The sequence below is a fragment of the Pseudanabaena yagii GIHE-NHR1 genome (assembly GCF_012863495.1).
Lineage (GTDB): Bacteria > Cyanobacteriota > Cyanobacteriia > Pseudanabaenales > Pseudanabaenaceae > Pseudanabaena > Pseudanabaena yagii.
In genome coordinates this window covers 56,277-75,330 of the sequence record NZ_JAAVJL010000005.1, presented here as the reverse complement: position 1 = coordinate 75,330, position 19,054 = coordinate 56,277, and the positions used below count along the sequence as shown (strand labels likewise).

13 protein-coding genes and 1 pseudogene are annotated in these 19,054 nt (G+C 42.9%); 5 read left to right on the top strand and 9 right to left on the bottom strand.

The window, feature by feature from the left end; translation table 11 throughout:
* Positions 1–8: 8 nt before the first annotated feature.
* Both HC246_RS24275 and HC246_RS24270 read right to left on the bottom strand, forming a co-directional pair.
* The gene (locus HC246_RS24275) at positions 9–1,532 is read right to left on the bottom strand and encodes a relaxase/mobilization nuclease domain-containing protein (RefSeq protein WP_169366007.1); all 1,524 of its coding nucleotides are present in this window, start codon (positions 1,530–1,532) and stop codon (positions 9–11) included.
* Entirely contained in the window at positions 1,522–1,932 is a 411-nt protein-coding gene (locus tag HC246_RS24270; RefSeq protein WP_169366006.1) for a plasmid mobilization protein, read from the bottom strand. Before HC246_RS24270 ends, HC246_RS24275 begins: the two co-directional genes overlap by 11 nt.
* Positions 1,933–2,723: 791 nt before the next feature.
* Here HC246_RS24270 and HC246_RS24265 point away from each other — a divergent pair.
* The 3 genes from HC246_RS24265 to HC246_RS24255 are packed head-to-tail and all read left to right on the top strand — an operon-like array spanning position 2,724 to position 4,735.
* Positions 2,724–3,317 carry a hypothetical protein gene (locus tag HC246_RS24265; RefSeq protein WP_169366005.1) on the top strand — a complete coding sequence of 198 codons (594 nt, stop codon included), beginning with the start codon at positions 2,724–2,726 and terminating at the stop codon, positions 3,315–3,317.
* A 10-nt stretch (positions 3,318–3,327) separates the two neighbouring features.
* On the top strand, positions 3,328–4,047 hold the full coding sequence (locus HC246_RS24260) for a P-loop NTPase family protein (RefSeq protein ID WP_169366004.1): 720 nt from the start codon (positions 3,328–3,330) through the stop codon (positions 4,045–4,047).
* A 1-nt stretch (position 4,048) separates the two neighbouring features.
* The gene (locus tag HC246_RS24255) at positions 4,049–4,735 is read left to right on the top strand and encodes a DUF6753 family protein (RefSeq protein WP_169366003.1); all 687 of its coding nucleotides are present in this window, start codon (positions 4,049–4,051) and stop codon (positions 4,733–4,735) included.
* Between the two features lie 336 nt (positions 4,736–5,071).
* Here HC246_RS24255 and HC246_RS24250 read toward each other — a convergent pair whose 3' ends face one another.
* The 4 genes and pseudogenes from HC246_RS24250 to HC246_RS26600 form a co-directional block, all read right to left on the bottom strand.
* A complete protein-coding gene (locus HC246_RS24250; RefSeq protein ID WP_169366002.1) occupies positions 5,072–6,223 on the bottom strand; it encodes a hypothetical protein in 1,152 nt (383 codons plus the stop codon).
* 125 nt (positions 6,224–6,348) lie between these two features.
* Positions 6,349–9,321, bottom strand: a complete 2,973-nt coding sequence (locus tag HC246_RS24245) for a Tn3 family transposase (protein ID WP_169366001.1) — start codon at positions 9,319–9,321, stop codon at positions 6,349–6,351.
* A gap of 132 nt (positions 9,322–9,453) precedes the next feature.
* Positions 9,454–9,843: pseudogene (locus HC246_RS26605) on the bottom strand (tyrosine-type recombinase/integrase); the annotation flags it as partial.
* 15 nt (positions 9,844–9,858) lie between these two features.
* On the bottom strand, positions 9,859–10,365 hold the full coding sequence (locus HC246_RS26600) for a tyrosine-type recombinase/integrase (RefSeq protein ID WP_263972571.1): 507 nt from the start codon (positions 10,363–10,365) through the stop codon (positions 9,859–9,861).
* An 82-nt stretch (positions 10,366–10,447) separates the two neighbouring features.
* On the opposite strand from HC246_RS26600, the gene HC246_RS24235 reads away from it, so the two are divergent.
* The gene (locus tag HC246_RS24235; RefSeq protein WP_169366000.1) at positions 10,448–10,918 is read left to right on the top strand and encodes a helix-turn-helix domain-containing protein; all 471 of its coding nucleotides are present in this window, start codon (positions 10,448–10,450) and stop codon (positions 10,916–10,918) included.
* 307 nt (positions 10,919–11,225) lie between these two features.
* Here HC246_RS24235 and HC246_RS24230 read toward each other — a convergent pair whose 3' ends face one another.
* Together HC246_RS24230 and HC246_RS24225 are read right to left on the bottom strand one after the other, a co-directional pair.
* On the bottom strand, positions 11,226–12,554 hold the full coding sequence (locus tag HC246_RS24230; protein WP_169365999.1) for an LLM class flavin-dependent oxidoreductase: 1,329 nt from the start codon (positions 12,552–12,554) through the stop codon (positions 11,226–11,228).
* A 200-nt stretch (positions 12,555–12,754) separates the two neighbouring features.
* Positions 12,755–13,417 carry a carboxylesterase family protein gene (locus tag HC246_RS24225; RefSeq protein WP_169365998.1) on the bottom strand — a complete coding sequence of 221 codons (663 nt, stop codon included), beginning with the start codon at positions 13,415–13,417 and terminating at the stop codon, positions 12,755–12,757.
* Between the two features lie 220 nt (positions 13,418–13,637).
* Between HC246_RS24225 and HC246_RS24220 the strand changes: the two genes are divergently transcribed.
* A complete protein-coding gene (locus HC246_RS24220) occupies positions 13,638–14,606 on the top strand; it encodes a TauD/TfdA dioxygenase family protein (protein ID WP_211167950.1) in 969 nt (322 codons plus the stop codon).
* A gap of 479 nt (positions 14,607–15,085) precedes the next feature.
* Here HC246_RS24220 and HC246_RS24215 read toward each other — a convergent pair whose 3' ends face one another.
* A complete protein-coding gene (locus tag HC246_RS24215; protein WP_169365997.1) occupies positions 15,086–19,051 on the bottom strand; it encodes an NB-ARC domain-containing protein in 3,966 nt (1,321 codons plus the stop codon).
* Positions 19,052–19,054: the final 3 nt, after the last annotated feature.

The following is a 19,054-nucleotide window of genomic DNA, read 5'->3' as shown; positions in this document are numbered from 1 at the left end:
ATCGTAGCTCATCCAATTTTGGCTTGTCCGTCAATACTTTTTTGCTGTACTTGAGATCGATGCTGCCAAGCTTGTTCAAATTGTTGGATATCCAATTCACTCAATTGTTCAAATTTAACTTCTTGTCCCTTGAACTGCAAAACGATCTGGCGATCTCCTCGTAATCTCTCAACTGTCAGAGTATCTCCGCTTCGTTGGATACCGTAAGCATTCTTGCCCATTTCTCCAAATCTATCAACGCCTAGCTCATTGAGGAGTTGATGGCAGATTGCTGCAACCATCTGAGCAAGATCGTTTCGGCTCTGCTCTAGATTAATGGAGATTTCTAGATTAGTAATATTTTCAGATTGTGTTGGTTTGAGTGCTTTTAGCGATCGCTGTTTTTCTAACTCAACCACAAGCTCGTTTAAAAAACTATCTGATAAGCCCTGCTCAGTTTGATGAAGCGACTCTATAGGCTGACTTATCGCCTTTAGGTTAGCGCTTTGCATCTCTAAAATAATTGAGCGATCTCGTGCTGGATCGTAACTGACCTGTAAATATTTCTGAAGTCCTCCCCAGCTATACTCTTTGCCTAGCTCATTACCTTGAATGCTGTTACTTCCCAAACTATAGGAAATACCTTTAATCTTCTTAGTGCGGGTGTATTTGACATGAGCCGCTACTCCTGAATGTTTCAATTGCTCAATCAACTGGGGCATGGTTATCCCTACTTTTACTTGCTCTCTAATGACTTGTGATATGTGAGAGGAAATAGAGGAAATATTAGAATGTATCCCCTGCTCAGAGGTGCTTTCTATCCGCTTCAAGATACGCGGTAAGGAATAAGCCTTGCCCACACTGGAGCCTGCCATGCTCACTCCATCAAATTTGTAAGCAATCCCTTTGGGTTTTCCCTTGCGATCTCGGTCAACCCTGACTTCAATCCCTTCAAGATTTAACTGCTCAATAAAGTCTGGTAGTGACATGGTACTTACCAAAGTTGCATCTATTTTGTCCGCAAGTTGCCGCTTTACAGTGGCTTTACCCGTTTCTAATTCCTTGTCAATCTGACTTTTAGTTTGCTCTTGGCGATCGCTCTCCCAACTTGATGGTACAGCCGCTAGTCCAAAATCCTGCTCTAGTTTGCGGATTACATCTTGGCTGCGCGTCCAATCCCAACTATCAGAGACCACTGAGCCATCCATCCGCACCCGACTGATCACGAGATGAATGTGTTCGTGATTTTCTTTGTCAGTATGCTTTACAGCCACATACTGATTATTGGTAAATCCCATTTCCTTGAGATATTGGGCGATCGCTATCTGCCAAGCGTCATTGTTAAGATGCTCTTCAGGACTAAGGCTGAGAATTACATGGCAAACTTTGTAACTTAATTTAGGGCGCAATTGCCAAGACAAAGAAAATTCATTCGCTAGGCTATATGGATCTTTGCCATCCATATTCATATCTATGACTGCCGCACCAGTTTTCCTCATGACATAAGATAAGCAGCCTTGAAAGCTCTTGCCCTTAATAATTTTACCGATCATCCTCTTCTCCTAATTTGGGCTTTATACCTGTACTTTCCGTAATCAGAGTTCTTAGTTCAGATATTGAACCAATTGATTGATCGATACGACGCGATATCTCATTGAGTTCTTCCAGTTGTAGTTGCATTGGGCTACCCATCATTAGACTCAAGTTGGCATCATGGGCTAGTTGGTTGATATTTGTACCGATTTTATTCAATTCATACTTGACTTCTCCCAACAGATGATAAAGATCCCAATCCACGTTTGCAACTTGTACTTTAGATATCGGCAGATCGTACTTAAACGTTGCACATCTCACAATTTCACTGGCTTTAACATTCAGTTGACTTGCTTTCTCATCTAGGATTACTTTCTCCTCTTCGGTCATTCGCACTGTAAATCTAACGGATAAAGTCATTGCTGTTATTCCTAAAGTTTATCCTGCTTACTTGTTGTCAAAATATCTGCAAATTACAAAGAGTCTGATAAGCCGTAGCTATCAGTTATTTTTGCAATTCCTATCCTCCTACACACACTTAGATTTTAAAGTGTTAATTCTATATCTAGTTTGTTTTTTCTAAATTTCTTTGCATTTTGTCATTTGGCTGAGGGGGATTCCAAAGGGGTTCCTCCCCTTTGGCAAGCGTAATGTTGCCGTCGAACAAAAATCAAGCGATAGCGCGATTTCTTGTCCGACGAGCAACATAGCTTGCGACTAGTTTTGGACATACCTCAAAGCACGGAAAATCGTTGCAGATCCGCATCGATCCGCACAAATTTAGGATAATACTAGATACGATTTTGGGATAACTTTGGGACAATACTAGGTACGATTTTGGGACACAAATTGTATGTATTTTTCACTCAATTGGTATAAATTTATCACGCAAAATATAATACCTAAGACATAGAAATTACTGACCGCATATAAAAATAATCTAAGACAAGGATTTACTGAATACTTTCTTGGTAAGTGAAGTTCTTAGATTGTGAATATTGACAGGAATTATACGACTGTTAACAAATTGTAAAAAATCTCATCGAGCAAAATAACCCAATCTTCTTTAGCAATGGGTATGATTGAAAAAAGCAATAAATTAGGAGGTACTCAATCCAATATAAGAATTAATCTGGGTCAAAGATTTCCATGTTGGGGGATTTTTTGACAACAGTTTAGGAATTTATATCCACTAAACAACAGCTAAAAAAATGACTAGAGATCCCTCACGTTTATCGTTAGCGGACTTAGATACGGATAAATTGGTAGCTTTATCAGAGCAATGGGTCAATGAACCTCAGAAGACAAAAAGCCTCAAAACCAAACTCGACATCATCCGAACCTTGGAAAGTGGGATTAGAGCTTTAATTGCTTTGGGATATACCTATGAAGAAGTCAGCTACAAACTGACAAGTGAACTACACATTGCTATCTCTGGTGAGACAGTACGAAAGTATTTACAGAAGATCGATGTAGAAAATAAAAAAGCCGTGGCGAAAGCAAAACGCGATGCTACTAAAGCCGCAAAAGCCTCGGGTACTCCTACTCTGTCAATTTTGCCGTCAGAACCCGCAAAGTTTTCGGATGATTATCCTAGTTCATTGCCTATTAATCAGAATGTTGTTGGCATAACCACAGACATTCAACCTACAACCACCAGAATGAATTCGGACTTAAAACAGACTAATCAGGTTGAGTCTGACAAGCCCAAAAGCATTGTCCCAAAGTCTCTCCCTGTAGATGATGACGATGATGATGACTACTTAGCACAACAGAAAATCTTGAAACACTACAATCGTTATTAGGAGGCAAATTATGGCAATTATTAACCTGATCGATGGTGAAAAAGGTGGTGTGGGTAAAAGTTGGGTTGCTCGAGCCATGCTCCAATATCTCAAGGATCATGCCATCCCATTGACTGGCATTGAGGCGGATCGCAGCAATCCTACCGTCCTCAATATTTATAAGGATAGTAAGGCTGCTTTTTTCTCTGAAAATGAAAAAATGGCAGATGTCCCTGATTCTATTTTTGACTATGCACTCAAAAAAACAGTCGTGGTCAATTTACCTGCTCAAGCCCATCGTGCTGTATCCCAATGGATTCACACCAAAGGTTTACTAGACTTGGGCAAGGAGCATGGTGTGTCTTTCATCAAGTGGTTTGTCAGTGATGGTGAAAGTGATTCAATTGAGCTATTCATTGAGTCTCTGGAACATTACCAAGGCTACATCACCCATGTGTTTATCAAAAACTGGGGTCGCTGTGATGAATGGGGCTATTTCCAAGAGCACGAAGCAATCCAGAAGGCGATCGCCGAATATGGTGTAGCCGTAATCGATTTTCCGAAGTTGGGAGATGGCAGGCGCATTGAAATCAATGCTAAACGCCTCACTTTTGAGGAGGCTTCTAACTACTCTGAGTTTGGCATCATTGGCAGGAATCAAATCAAAACCTTCCTCAGAGATGCTTACAAAGCCTTTGAGTCCACGAATCTCTTACCTCAAAACGTCCAGAAGAAAGAAGCCAAATCCTAGTATGAATAGCGATCCTCAACCCAAAACCTATCTGGATATTGCCATCCATGACTACGATCCCACGGTCAAAGCCAAGATTTACGAGATTGTGGCTAAGTCTGGCATTCCCCAGAACGATCCTTACATTGCGATTTTTCTGTCCAATGCTCAAGTTGCCGCCACGGTTGCCACTGCCCCCAACCTGCTCCAAAGTGCCTTAGCCAAGGGCTTCGATGTTGGTATCCAAAAGTTTCGTGACTTTCTGGCGACTCTGCGCGAGACTGCGGTTAAGGAGCAGGAGGTGGCGATTAGTCAGGCGATCGCGAATATCATCAAAAACAAACAGCATCAGGAATCTCAAGGTTATTGGCGGACGATTAGCTTGCCCTTCATTGGTTTCTGTGCGGGGATGTTGATGATTGGCTTAGCGGCAGGTCTGGTTTCGGGTTTGGCGATCGCTAAGGTTGTATCTCCTCAAGCTAATCTCAATCCCCAGACCGAAAAGGATTTGAAATGGTTAGCCAGTGATGAGGTCAAACTTGCCATGAATCTTGTGGACTGGAATAGGGACATTTTGAACACCTGTCTGCAAGACCAGCAGAACCTTAAGGACGCTTTGATTATTCTCAAGGGTAAGTACGTTACTAAAGGTTTGTGCGCTCTCTGGGTTTTACCTGAAAGCCAGAGAGTATATGAAGATCGGCGTTGATTGTACTACGCTGATCATTAATCGAAAAAACACTATAGCCAATGAATTGTTTATAGTGTTTTTTTATCAGAGGAAGTGCCTCTCGAAAAATAGCTGCATTCTCAATAATGCAAGGTTGAGATCCTTGATTTATCGTTATCATTGTCAATAGTATAGAGATACCCTAAATGTTAGTGACCTCTCTGGGTATGGTGCTAAAACCCAGAGGGTATATACAGATCAGCGTTGATTTTGGTTACGCATATCACTAATCGAAAAAACACTATATCCAACAAATTGATTATTTTGTTTTTGGCAACAAGTAACATTTACTATCAAGCTGAGTTATAGTGCAGATTACTTAACCTTTGTATTTGAAATTAATAGATCTAATGCCTTTTCCGTTGCGTCTATATTTTCGGCTGGAATGATGGCTGGCTGCCTATTCTTTTTCGGTTTCGGCTGCCTTGGTTTCATCTGGTTGCGATCGCTGTTCTCAATCCTGCCTCGCTTCCTGATTTCATATCCATGTCTCAATAATACGGCTCGGATCGTCGAATCGCTCAGTCCAAAGACTGCGCCCACTTCGTCTAGGCTCATTGGTTTGCTATATAGCTCCCAGTATTTCTGGGCGATCGCTTGTTCTTCTTTGAAGGCGGCGGCTTTTGCTCTGCGGGCTATTTCGGAAATGTCGATCCCTGCTTGGACGATTACCCGTTCGATGGTTTTGCCTGACAGGTCAAATAACTTACCCACTTCCTCAAAGTCTAATCCGCCTTCATTTACCAGTTGCCAATATTCTTTGGCGCGGTTGTAGTTTTTGAGGCGCTTGAGCTTTTGGTTATCTTCGCGTCTCTGCCTGATTCGCATCAAGATCTGACGACGTTCTTTTTGCTTTGGCGTAAGCTTTGGTGTGGGTAAGCCTGCGATGCCTCCGAGCTTATGTTTTAGCTTAAAGGTGGGACGATTTTTGGAGTCTACGCTTTGTCTGATTGGGTAACCATTGCGCTTGAGTTCCCGCAGGATAATTGGATGGGATACTCCAAATAGTTCTGCGGTTTCTCTCAAGCTTAAGTGGTAATCGTTATAGGCTTTGTGATACTGAGCGGCGCGATTGGCGGAAGTTACTAAATCAATTCCTTGGCGGATGGGGATGCCGTGCTTTTCTAATACTTTATTGAGGGTCTTAGCTGAGATATTGAGCTTCTGGACTACGGCTGTCCTTGTCACTCCTGTTTGGTATAGGGCGATCGCCTGTTCTTCTTTGGACATTCTTGTATGGCTTAGTCGCGAGTGTTTGGGTCTAAATTCATTAAACCCTGCCGCCACCATCGCGTTATATACCGTCGAAATTGCTACCTGAAAGTGCTTGGCAATATCTCGAATCGGGTAGTTTTGTTCTTTATATAGCCTGATATATTCCGACACATCAGGCATAACTTTGGGTGTCTTCACCTTGCCAGTCTTCGCTTTGGAGCTTTTCTTTTTGTCTGCTTTTTGCTTTTTCATAAACTGACTCTCAATATTCAAGATTCAAGTACGTTTTTTGTTGTTTGACCATATCTACGGCATATGGGGATGTAATCAGGATACGTGTAAAACAGTGCCACGAAACGCTGAAACATTTACTGAGATTACTCTTGAACGATCTCAATTGGCAAGCTAACTGCCAGATCCAACGGTTCGGGAATAGTCGTCAGATCGACAACATAGTCGCCATACCGCTTTAAATGTCTAGTCAGATAAGGACTCAAAGTAGAGAGTAACTCGCGGTCAATCTTATGACCATCCTCAACCAAACTGCGTACCGCAGCAGAAATATCCACAGTATTCTGAAAAATCACCGCGCTGGCAACTAAGTCGAGATACTTGAGCCGCTTCTCTTGCTCTTCAGGATCGTGGTCTGTAAGTACCCCCTGCTTACCAAAAAATAACCAGTCCAGAAAATTGTGATAGCCTTCAACAATATTGGTGCAAGCTGTAATCTCCTGACGTAAAGCGCGGTCGGAAATATATTGCAGCAAAAACAACGTTCTAACAACCTGTCCCAAGGCTTGAAAAGTTTGGTACAGGCGATTCTTGCGACTATTACTCCCTAATCTTCGCAAGATCGTTGAAGGCATCAACTTACCCGCCTGAATAGACAAAGTTACACGAATTAAATCCTGCCAATGAGTTTGAATCAACTTCCAATCCACCACATCCGTAAATAACGGATCGATGTATTTATACACAGCCTCTGGACTCGGACGAAAGAACGTATAATCCTGCCAGTTCCGAATCCGAGGCATCAGCTTGATTCCCAATAGATAGGACAAAGCAAAGACAGGCAATGATTGACCTTGAGTATCCGCATGTAAGGTATCTGGTTGAATATCCGAACTGTTCTTCAGTAACCCATCCAAGATATACACTGCCTCCCATACTCCACAGGTAATAAAGTGGGTGAACAGCGCAATGTAAGTATCTGAGACATGATGGTAAGCAATCCCACCATAACCGCCATAGCGGATATGGTACTCTGACATCAAACTGTTTTCATGAATCTGAAACTTGCTTCCATCAGCGGCTGCGCGTTTCCCCGTTCCCCAACACTTGGGCAATGGGAGTAAATTGTAAGCATTAATCAGCTCCCGGATTGCTGCTTCGATTTGGCTGGTTTGAATATGTAGCCGATTGATGCGCGACAACATCTGTCCATTGATCAGTCCGCGTGTATGACGTGCTGTTTGATAGGGACCAAGGTTACACCCATAACCAAACACAGCCAGAATATACCGCTCAGTGGGTTGGTCTATTTTAGCCTCAGAGCCTGAAGCTAATCCAAAATGCCGCGTCCAGTTGAGCCAATATTCCACATTGCACAGGATGTCCAATACGCTCCGCTCTGGCAAACGTTCCCAAATCTTAGCTTCGAGTTCATCGGCACCAGACGGTTTCACTTCTGCTACCAAACGTTTGAGGACGGGTGCTCCAACTTCGTTAATGGTAATTTGACTACCATCTTGACAGATCTGGTCAACTGTCTGTGCCACCTCTGTTAATTGCTGTTTTAAAGCAGCCACAAAGGACTCAGCGGTTACTGGTAAACCGCTTTGTATTCCATAACTTGCCAAGTCGTGTTCACATTCTTCCCATGAAAGTAACTGTTCGCGAAAGTCGGCGTATTGCTCGGAACCAGCGACAGAGATATCTCCTGTTTTCAACTCAGCCGCTAAATAGGTGAAGATGCATACTTCGAGATGAACTCTCGACAGTACTTGCTCTTCCCCACGCTGTTCCACCACCAATCGTCGCCACCGCTCGCTAATGAAACTCAAATCGAGATCGTCGCTGGGTAAATATTTACTGCGCCGCTGTTCGTGCTTCAACACAAACGCCAAAGCTACAGGTAACGATTGATCTTGAGAGGTCGATTGAAGTTCCAAAGATCTGACCAATTCAAATAGCAACGGACGATAACGACCGAAGAAATGCCGAATTAATGGTAAATAATTATCGCTGTTGTAAGTCGTAATTGCCTGACAGCGTTCGAGTAGCTCGGCGGAACCACCATGAGACTGTAGTAGGGCTTGCACTTGATTTCCGAAAGTTTGTTCGTCAGGATGATCGACAGATACCTCTAAAATCTCTGCTAACACCCCTAGCATCACTTCAGTTTGCTTGAGATGTTGTTCTCTGAGTTCCACCAATCGTTGGCGGGCAAGGTAGTGAATTTTCCGCATCCGCTTGAGAAACAGATCGACCAAATAATCTCTGGTTTTAACTTGCGCCCGATAGAGCAAACACACCAGTAAAGCGTTTCGTTTATTAGTTTTGATATCTCGAAAATCCGAAATGTCCAGCGCTTTAGCTTGAGCAGCAAAAGATTGAATCTTACTCTTAGCAATCCCCGCTAACAACCGTTGGGCATTGCCAAAAGACATCAGCTTGTCAAATTTAGATTGCAACTGAATGATGTGGGAAAGTCTAACACTCTTGGGCGGAGATTTGAGTAAATTGAGCGTGACCTGACCTTCGACGGGTTGAGATAAGAGTAGCTCGTCTAAAAAGGTCTGCTCCGCAGGAGTTAACTTTGATGCCACCTGTTGAAATAATCTGTGATTGGTAATCGAACGTACATTGCCAGCTAGGCGATCTAAGGTACTAAACGCTGGTAACTCATAACTTTCTTTGACCAATTCCTCAATCGCCACATTAATTAAATCGGCGTTACGATCCATAGTTGTCGCCGCCGTTGCGATAGCAATAGCGATATGTTGACGTGCGCCAGCATCAAAGATTTTAACTTTTAGAAAAGTCCGAATCGCTCTTTCATAGCGACGTAGTGACCGCAGGGGGGCAATGGCATCAACTGAACTGTTTAAATTCAATAGCTTCCGTAAATGCTCAATGAGTGCGGTTGGAATTGATGCCGCATCTGGAAAGTACCCTAGACGCTGAAAAGCTTTCAGAGATATCAACAAGCGAAATCGACCTTCTTTACTGGCAGTTTGGACACGAGCAAAAGCTAGCTCGGATTCAGTTGGGGTATAGAGTTCGGCTAATTCTTTGAGATTCGGGAGAGATTTAAAACGAGGATAGGCGGTGCGTTCGATTGCGGTCATTAAATTAGGCGATTACCGCCGATTTTCGGTCACACCAACGGTAATTAGCGTTAGGCTCATTTTCCTAGTTGAGAGTATTAATTATACTCCTAGCTCAAACCACTTATGGATTGATAAGGTGCTTGATAATTCTCAGAACGCTCGAAATTCATCATCCAATTTTAGTAACTTATTTAAAGCTGTTTGAGCAGCAAGTTCGGCCCGCTCGGAAGTAACTTTTTGATATCGCAAAGTGGTCTGAATATTTTGGTGTCCCATCAATGCTCTTAGTTCTTCAATCCCGATTAATCCGACTCTTTCTGTCGCAAAAGTATGCCGCAGATCGTGAAGGCGAATACCTGCTATTAAGGGGAAAGGATCTGTCAAGTCTCGCCATCGCTGATGAATATTTGGATAACTCAATCGCACCACTTTCTTACTGAGTCGGTGTTGAGCTGTCCACAGATCTGGATGCCCTTGGTGTCGGTAGTATTTGAGGTATTTCTCTAGCAATAGTGCTGCATCCTCACTGTAGAAGCACCAGCGGGTCTTATTGCCTTACCCAACGACCTGAAACCTCTGCCCTTGCAGATCTAGATCTTCTAGATTTAAAGCTAAGAGTTCGGCAATTCTTGCTCCACTGCGGTGTAAAAGTCGAACTACAGCATTCAGGCGACAATCGGGTGTAATCGCCTCATACATTTGCTGGAGTTGGGGGGTACTCAGATAGCGGATGACGCAATCTGAGGCATGTTCGCCTTTACTAAAATCTGGCTTACGCCGTCGTAAATGAGCTATTGGATTGACTCTGATATATCCTTGTTCGACAGCAAAGTTTAGGAGGGCTTGAACGATGGATTGATGTCGGTGGTGAGTTGTATAGGCTAGATGGTTCAAGCCGTTGAGATACTCTTCTATTACTGCACGACCCAGAATCTCAATTGGATATCGTCCATACTTTTGTAGTAGCGGAATCAGTGTCAGTTCGTAAGACTTTTGGGTGGCGATACTCAGTCCAGGACGCTCTAAAAATTGAGTAGTAACTGTTGCTAAAGTCAGCGACATATACTACCTCCATCAGTCTAAACTTAAGGATAAGATTATTTTAAAAGTATATTTCTTTATTGATACTTTAATCTAGACTTATATGCAGCTTCTTGATTCTTTACTTGCGCCTAAAGCTGATGAATCACTCGGTCAATATCTTCGACGGCTCAGACTACACAGAGGTTTGAGTCAAGCCGATGTGGTCGAGCTTGCAGGTATTCATTTGCAAAGCTTGGGTAAAATCGAACGAGGGAGAACGCTTAAACTCAATCACAAAACTTGTAGTGGGTTGGCTTATGCTCTTAATGTTCCGAAAGAGTATCTCGAATCGGTTGGCAGAGGTGTTGCCGTGGATGTCCCATCTGCGCTCAAGTTTTGTCCGAGTTGCTGGACTGTAGGAACGGCTCCTGAGTCGATGTGGTTGGATTTAAGAGCGAAGTGTTGTTTTCTCTGCGGGATGGAGTTACGTCATCGCTGTGTGGGCTGTCAGGAGCCGATTACTTCCCTGAAGCATCGTTTCTGCCCTTTTTGTGGGACATCTTATCAATCTTCTTCATCTTTAAAAGTTTAATAGCTGAAAGCATATCACAGTCAGGGTTTCAGGGCTTCGTGGCACTGTTTTACACGTATCCTGACTATACCCCACATAAATATCTCCTAAATGGCTCCTAAATTGATGAGCAAGAGAAAAAGTAAATCTAATCTACGGTAACTCGATGGGTTTTTAGTAGTTTTGTGCATAGGCAAAACTATCTCATGAAGTAACCCAAAAAATTGGTATTCCACGACTCCAAAATCAATGATTTAAGCCCATCATCCCTAGCCTCTCTCCCTTTTTGGAAGGGGAGAACAAGAAAATCCACAAAAAATCTCTTCTATTAGCCCTGAAAAAATTGGTTAGGAGGTCGGGAAAGTCCTAGATTTTCGCGGAGGGTTTTGCCCTCGTACTCCTTCCGAAAAATTCCCCGTCGTTGCATTTCTGGAACTACCTTTTCCACAAAATCATTGAGTCCTTCAGGCACAAACGGAAACATGATATTAAAACCATCCGAACCCTCTTCAAATAGCCATTGCTCCATTTGATCGGCGATCGCTGAGGCAGTACCGACAAAGGCTAAACCGCCATAACTTCCAACCCGTTGCGCTAACTGACGAATGGTGAGATTTTCGCGTTGGGCAAGGGAGACGATGCGATCGCGTGCGCTACGACTGGCATTAGACTGGGGAATTTCGGGTAAAGCTCCATCGGGATCGAAACCTGAAACATCATAACCAAGGGCGCTATTTAGGCTGGCAATGCCACTATCGTAATGGACAAGACTATCTAAATGGGCACGTTTAGCGATCGCGTCTTCAGTAGTTTCACCGACAATTACCAAAACCCCTGGCAGAATTTTGATTGAATCAGGATCGCGTCCGATCGCCTTAGCCCTTCCCTTAATATCCGCAAAAAGCGCCTTACCAGCTTCCAAATTACTAGCAGGAGCAAATACAACTTCCGCAGTTTCCGCCGCCAACTGTCTTCCCGCATCCGATGCGCCTGCCTGAACGATTACTGGATAGCCCTGCACAGGTCGAGCAATATTTAAAGGACCTCTTACGGAGAGATATTTACCCTTATGACTAAGCACATGGAGTTTATCAGGATCGAAATAAATACCTGATTCCACATCACGAATGAAAGCATCATCGGCAAAGGAATCCCAAAGCCCCGTCACCACATCATAGAATTCTCGCGCCCTGCGATAGCGTTCATCATGTTCTAACTCTTCTTCTAATCCAAAGTTTAGCGCCGCATCAGGATTAGCAGTAGTGACAATATTCCATCCTGCACGCCCTTCACTAATATGGTCAAGGGAAGCAAAACGACGGGCAATATGGAAAGGTGCATCATAGGTTGTCGAAGCTGTGGCAACTAAGCCAATATGTTCCGTAGCATTAGCAAGGGCTGAGAGTAAGGTGAAGGGTTCAAAGGAGGTAACGGTGTGACTGCGTTGCAGTGCGGAAATTGGCATATTCAATAAAGCCAAGTGATCCGCCATAAAAAACGCATCGAACTTTCCCTGTTCTAATTTTTGAATAAGTTTTTTAATTGCAGGAAAGTTGAAATTAGCATCGGGCAAAGCATTGGGATAGCGCCATGCTCCTGTATGGATGCTGATGGGACGCATAAATGCGCCTAATTTTAATTGTTTTGTTTTGCTCATTATTTCTTTTTTGCTGGCTAATATTCGATACAGCCTGTTGAAGTTTGAAGTAGTACAGAGAAATTTTTGAAAGCGCGGCTAAGCCGCGCTTTCAAAAATTTCTCTGGCTTTTAATTCAGCGCAACGCGCTGTAAATTTTGGGAAAGTTCTGCAAAGTGGAACTTTCCCAAAATTTATTTTTGTCAAGTTGACTTGTTTTCTTAAGCAGAGATCGCTAATTCACGGCGAGTTTGCGAAATAAACCATTGCTGTAAATCTGGAGCGCTATATACCTGATCGGCAATAAAGTGATCACCTTCAGGAAACACCGTTAGATTTACAGATATGCCAAGACCACGCAAAGTCTCCACAAACTTTTCCACATCGGCAATGGGAATATTCGCGTCTTGTCCACCTTGGAATACCTGTACAGGAATATCCTTGAGTTTGGCGAGATCTTTCTCCGCGATCACTTGAGGTACACGACCTGATACTGCAACCACACCCGCAAAGCGATCACTATAGGTTGTCGCGATATGCCATGTACCTGCTGTACCGAGGCTAAACCCTGCGATGATCACCTGTGCTGGATTGATCGAATTGTTCGCTAGCAAATGATCGAGAAATGCAATCACATCCTCAGCCCGTTCGACCCAAGTTTGATCCGCAGGCAGTTGAGGAGCAGCAAAAAAGTAGGGCAATGACTGCGATTCATTCACAAACAGTGGTAAGCCCCACTTCAGCAAAACATTCAAATCATTACCGCGATCGCGTGCGCCATGCAGGAATAGTACCAAGGGTGCAGATTCACTGGCTGTTGCAGGTGAAAACAAGTAGGGAAAAGTTCCATTGGCAGTATCAAAAGAGCGTTGTTCGACGGTCATATTCTTAACTCCTATAGGTTTGCTGTTGATTACAGATATTGCGAACAATGGGCTTAAGCCCATTGCTTTGTTTACCTAATTTTATGGAATACAAATATTTAGTATCACTAATTACTTGACTCTAAAAATATGATAACTCTATACTACGGCTTGTCGATAGATTTACAGTAGTATTTTTAATCATCGACCAAATTTAGAGACATAACTCTGGAGAATTTACATGAGTAATCAGTCCATTGTCGTTAAGCCAACTTCTACCTTCACTGGTGCAGAAATTGAAGGTGTAGATTTGTCTCAGCCTCTATCCGATGAAATCATCAAAGATATTCGTAATGCGCTTTTAAAATGGAAAGTTGTATTCTTCCGCAATCAAAATCTTGATCATGCAGGTCAGGTTGCTTTCACTTCACGCTTTGGCGAAGTGACCTACGCGCATCCCCACGAAGATGAACCGATCGCTGATCATCCTGAAATCCTTCCTATTGATCGCAGCCGTTTTGAACGCCGTAATGGACTGCAAAAATCCAGCTATGAAAGTCGTTGGCACACAGATGTTACTGCCGCCGTTAATCCTCCCGCAGGTTCGATTTTGCGGGCTGTGAATGTTCCTAGTGTCGGTGGAGATACCACTTGGACAAACTTGGTTGCAGCCTACGAAGGTTTGTCTGAACCTATTCGTGAACTCGCTGATAAGCTGAAGGCGCAACATCATTTCAATGCAGGTTTGCAACTTCCCCCCAGTAGCAAATATGCTCAACGCATTGCCGCTAATCCTCTTGTTTCGATCCATCCTGTGGTGCGCGTGCATCCTGAAACTGGCGAAAAGGCTCTATTTGTCAATCCTGGATTCACTTCTCATATTATTGGACTCTCTCGCAAAGAAAGTAAGCTCTTGCTGGAGTTGTTCTTCAACCAAATCAAGAAGCCCGCCTACACCACTCGCTTCCGTTGGAACAATGGCGATATTGCCTTCTGGGATAACCGCGCCACTGCTCACCTCGCACCTCAAGATCTCGATCATCTAGATGTTGAGCGTGTTCTCTATCGCACTACGATCACTGGAGATATTCCCGTCGGTCCCGATGGCTTCCGTTCAGAAATCGTTGAAGGTGAAGTATTTAACAGCAATTTGCCTAGCGTTTTGAAGCAAAAAGCTGAAGAGTTGAAAGCAGAACCAGTTCTTGCTTAGAATCTAACTAACTGATGTTACGTGGAAGTCTATAGATTCCTATATCTAGCCAAATTGTTCCATGTAACATCAGACATATAAGTTTATTGACTTTGCGATCGCCAGTAATTTATCGTAACTCATCAACGAAGCAATTCATTTTTGCTCGCCTAATCTCAGATGAAAATAGACAACTCTAATTGACTTCGCGGGTTGGCATAACGGCAAAATGCAGCGGCGGCAGGCAACCTTAGCGACCTCACCAACAGCTTTCGCCCGTCCGCTGCCATGCAGTGTTAGCTGGATTTCGCCGCTGATCGCCCCCATCTACTCAACCCTACGTCTCCCACAGATACCCTCTCGTTATTATCCTCACCAACTTTTCTTGGAGGCTTTGAGTCATCTTGGGCTACCACAGACTGCTGCACAACAAACAATCTCCTCGATGTTTTCAGGCTCACCAATAGCCTCCAGTACAACCTTTGCATCGTTCTGAATTCTCAATTATTACTTTCTTTGAGGGATCTCTTGAGAATATTATCCATCTCTTCCCAATCTGAGCGTACCCAGCCTGCAATACGAATAACTTCTAAAAGGACTTTTATTGATAATCCTGGTTTGATTCCTTCAAAAGCTTTATCTTGACTAGCTATGGTATATATAAATTCATCTATTCCTCGCAAGCCAAATTTAGTGAGTGCATCTGTAAATCGTTGAGCTTGTAACTGGCAACTTGACAATTCTCTCAAAGCTTCAGATTTATTAAAGGGATTGTCAATCATGTGGATCAATCGCTCAGCTTCAGTTAGGTTTCCAGATTTGGACATTTCATTGACCAACACGTTTAATGCACTTGCTCCATTTGAGATACCTTCCGAGATTCTTGCAAACTTTTCAGACTCAGAAAAGTGCCCTGATTGAGCAAGAGAAACTGCTAAATGTTCAATTGCTTCAATGCCATCTCTACCTCGACCTATGTATTTCAGCATTTGCTTTGTTTCATCAAAAATTGTCTTAGATTGTATTTCTTGTCCTGCTTCATGAAAAGCAACGGCTAACTTGCAAAAAGCGTTTACTCGTTCCTGACCTTCTATGATTTTTTCGGCAATCTGTCTTGCATTATCAAAATCTCCTGCTTCTGTCAAGCTGTTAGCTAATGCTCTGCGTACCCAAGAAGAACCCCATTTACTTTCAATCATTTGGGCAATTTCTTCTACTTCCAAAATAAGTGCACTGGCTTTATCTACACACTTTTCCTTAATTAAAGCTTCTATGAGAGTAGCTAGAGCTTCTGCACGATGCAAGGGAAACTCAATTGTTCGTGCTACTCGTTCAGCTTCGCCAAAGTTTTCTGCAAGTGTCAAGGCTTCAACTAATTGCAAAAGTAAAGGTTCCCAACCATTTTTCCGAGCAGCCCAGTGATGTGCAGCGCTTAACGTATTACTGGGAGTGCTTTGTGAATCAATTATTCTCGACTCATCTTCTACTTCAACTAATATCTTTTTCGCCCTTTCCTCCTGTTTTAATAAAGTTAGAATATTAGCTAAAATTATAAGATGCTCTAGGCGTTTCCAATTAGGTTGAAGAGATCGGGTTAGTTTCTCAGCTTGATTGAGAACCGTATAAGCTTGAGCTTGGTGCTTTAAATAATACAAAGCAATACTTACTGCCCTTACTGCCTGTATCTGCTTCGTGCTAGGCTCAATTATTCGAGTTAACCCTTCAGCCTGTTCAAAAATTATTCTTGCCCTATCGATTTGACCCACTTGAGCTAATGCAGTCGCTAACTGGGTCAAAGATTTTATCTGTTCTCTTATGTCAGCTTCTATTGTTACCACTATTTGTTCAGCTTCACTAAATTTTCCTGACTGTACTAGTGAAACTGCTATCTGAGTCAAGGCTTCTGCTTTTGAGTCACTAACTTGGTTCTCAATTCCTCTTGCTATTCGTTCAGCCTCATCAAATCTCTCAGCTTTGGCTAAGATTCCTGCCAATTGAGATAGAGCCACAGGTCGCCAACTGCTATCCTCTTTTATAGATCGAGCTATATGTTCAGCCTTCTCAAATTGTCCAATATTTGCCAAGGAAATGGTTAGTGCTAGAAAAGCCAATCCTTGGAATGGGCTGTAGTCAATTTTTTGACCTATTTGTTCAGCTTCTGAGAAGAAGGTATCGGCTTTTCTTTCCTCTCCATCTCTATATAAAGCTTCTGCCAAACTACTCAGAGCTTCTACACGAGATCGCGATTCTTTAATCTTATTAGATTTACGTTCAGCCTCAGTAAAATCTTTGTTTCTTGCCAAAGCAGAAGCTAAATTACTCATTACTTCTGCCTGGTATTCTTCTCTTCTAATTTCTCGAACTATCCTTTCAGCATCGTCAAAACGCTTTGCTTGAATAAAGGCGTTGGCAAGATATTGTAGTGTCATATCTCGGTGCCAATCATCGTTGATTGCTCTTACAGTTTTTTCAGACTCAACAAAGGTTGCTTGTGCTTGAGATTCCTGTCCTAAGTTACTCAGCAAAACTGCAAGTTCACTCAATGCTCTGGCTCGATATTCATCAGATTCAATTGCTCTGGCTACAACTTTTATTTCATCTAGAACGTCGGAGGTTACTTTGTTCTTTGCTTGGAGTACTCTATATACTTTCATAAGACTCTCGAACTTTGAGTTTGCATTAGCTCGCAAACGTGCATGATTTAAAGCCTCAGTTTCTCGATCTAACCAAACTAAAGTTTCTAAATAATCATCAATACAACGGCTAACGCGCTCATGCACAATTTGTCGAGATGTATGAAGTTGAACCACTGTTACAACTTGATCCATATCCAAAGGATCAGCAAAGTTTGCCAATGCAAGCTCAAGATCAGCAGCATATGCTGTATCTCCTTTACAAGCAATAAACTTTGCTTCCATCCACTCTGGGCATGTGGTTAGCAGTTGATAGAGTTCCCTCTCACGTCCCGCTTGCTTCAAGTGATACGCTAAATGCTCAAAGAAATAGCTGTCATTTGGGCCTGTTGCCCACTTGCCATAACATCGAGCTTCATAAGCTTCTAACAATCTTTGATGGAGTGTTACTGGCTGTAAAATTTGCTTACCAATGTAGCTTCGTTGCAAATCATGTAAGCTGATTCGTCCCTCCTCATCCTGACGAGCTAGTGACTTGTTCACAAGGGATTCAACTAATTCTTCTACTTCTAAACCATCTAAGTTTATGGTGCTCCAAAAGGTTTGTAGTACTGATAAGGGAATTGCTACATCTTCTGGAAAGACTGCTAAGTCTAAGTATCGGGCTTGTATTTCTGGCTCTAAGTCATCCACACTGACTTGGATTGCCCGCAAAAGGCTAGGGTAGGGATAGTCTGTAAACTGTTGACGGATTTTATCCAGATCGGCTTGCCGTAGTCTTTTCAGTAAACCTCCCCACCGCCCTGGATTACGACGTGCCATCGCTCCTATCATCGACAATGCTAGAGGCAAATTACCACATTCTTGCACTACAGCTTTTGCCTCCTCAGGTAGAGTGGTCAGTTCTTGCTCAGAACTCTTAGCCAGTAGCTGAAGTGATTGTTCATTGCTTAAAAGGTCTAGCTGGTAGCTTTGTGCTCCAATGACTCTTGCTAGTTCCCCATTTCGAGTAGTAATCAGTAATCGGGACTGAGCAGGTAAAATATTAAACGCTGCTAAATGATCTACTTGCCAGACATCATCTAATATCAATAGACAAGTTTTGGATGCCAACAAGTCACTTAAAAAAGCCCTTCCTGCTTGCACATCTTCAAAAGTGGGTTGACTCCTCAAAAATGCTCTAGCAACTTGGGTTTGCCGCACGTTTAAGGCAGGTTCCTGACCCATGGTGACCCAAATGATACCATCAGGGAATGCTTGCCGCACTATTTCATCTCTAGCCAGTGCTGCTGCTAAGACGGATTTGCCAATACCACCCATGCCTTGCAAACCCACTTTTAGAGATGTGCCCGTCATCACGACAGTCTCTTTGGTTGGGAGCACTCCCTTTTTATGCTTATTACTCTTCAGTCTTCCTGCTAAGTAGCTTAATAGATTTGTATGAGTAAAGTGCTTTTGATTAGTTCCTCGCAGCACCAAAGCTTTCAATGCCTCAATATCTTCTGTCCGAGGCAAATAGTGAGGAGGCAGTTCCAGTACATTACTTAGTTTGCCTAAATCATTAACACTGATTTGCTGATTAGGAATCGAGATTTCCTGTAAAACTTCTTGTAAAGTTGTCCTAATAGTTTCTGCATTTGCTCCTTGGTAGATGCGGTCGCCAATTTGAATTCCTTCGGCACGATCAATATTTATGACAAATTTACCTAGCTGTAGTCGCTCTCGATCTTGACCTGTGCGGAGAGAGTGCCGCAGCATCTCTATATCACCTTTGGTTTCTTCACCATTGGCAATTCGTTCAAAAATCGCTGATAGCTTCTCTGGGTCAATCATGGG

Coding starts and splice junctions, on each gene's coding strand:
- HC246_RS24225 (WP_169365998.1), bottom strand. CDS start 13,417: ATGACCGTCGAACAACGCTCTTTTGATACTGCCAATGGAACTTTTCCC.
- HC246_RS24260 (WP_169366004.1), top strand. CDS start 3,328: ATGGCAATTATTAACCTGATCGATGGTGAAAAAGGTGGTGTGGGTAAA.
- HC246_RS24270 (WP_169366006.1), bottom strand. CDS start 1,932: ATGACTTTATCCGTTAGATTTACAGTGCGAATGACCGAAGAGGAGAAA.
- HC246_RS24245 (WP_169366001.1), bottom strand. CDS start 9,321: ATGACCGCAATCGAACGCACCGCCTATCCTCGTTTTAAATCTCTCCCG.
- HC246_RS26600 (WP_263972571.1), bottom strand. CDS start 10,365: ATGTCGCTGACTTTAGCAACAGTTACTACTCAATTTTTAGAGCGTCCT.
- HC246_RS24265 (WP_169366005.1), top strand. CDS start 2,724: ATGACTAGAGATCCCTCACGTTTATCGTTAGCGGACTTAGATACGGAT.
- HC246_RS24250 (WP_169366002.1), bottom strand. CDS start 6,223: ATGAAAAAGCAAAAAGCAGACAAAAAGAAAAGCTCCAAAGCGAAGACT.
- HC246_RS24235 (WP_169366000.1), top strand. CDS start 10,448: ATGCAGCTTCTTGATTCTTTACTTGCGCCTAAAGCTGATGAATCACTC.
- HC246_RS24220 (WP_211167950.1), top strand. CDS start 13,638: ATGAGTAATCAGTCCATTGTCGTTAAGCCAACTTCTACCTTCACTGGT.
- HC246_RS24275 (WP_169366007.1), bottom strand. CDS start 1,532: ATGATCGGTAAAATTATTAAGGGCAAGAGCTTTCAAGGCTGCTTATCT.
- HC246_RS24230 (WP_169365999.1), bottom strand. CDS start 12,554: ATGAGCAAAACAAAACAATTAAAATTAGGCGCATTTATGCGTCCCATC.
- HC246_RS24255 (WP_169366003.1), top strand. CDS start 4,049: ATGAATAGCGATCCTCAACCCAAAACCTATCTGGATATTGCCATCCAT.
- HC246_RS24215 (WP_169365997.1), bottom strand. CDS start 19,051: ATGATTGACCCAGAGAAGCTATCAGCGATTTTTGAACGAATTGCCAAT.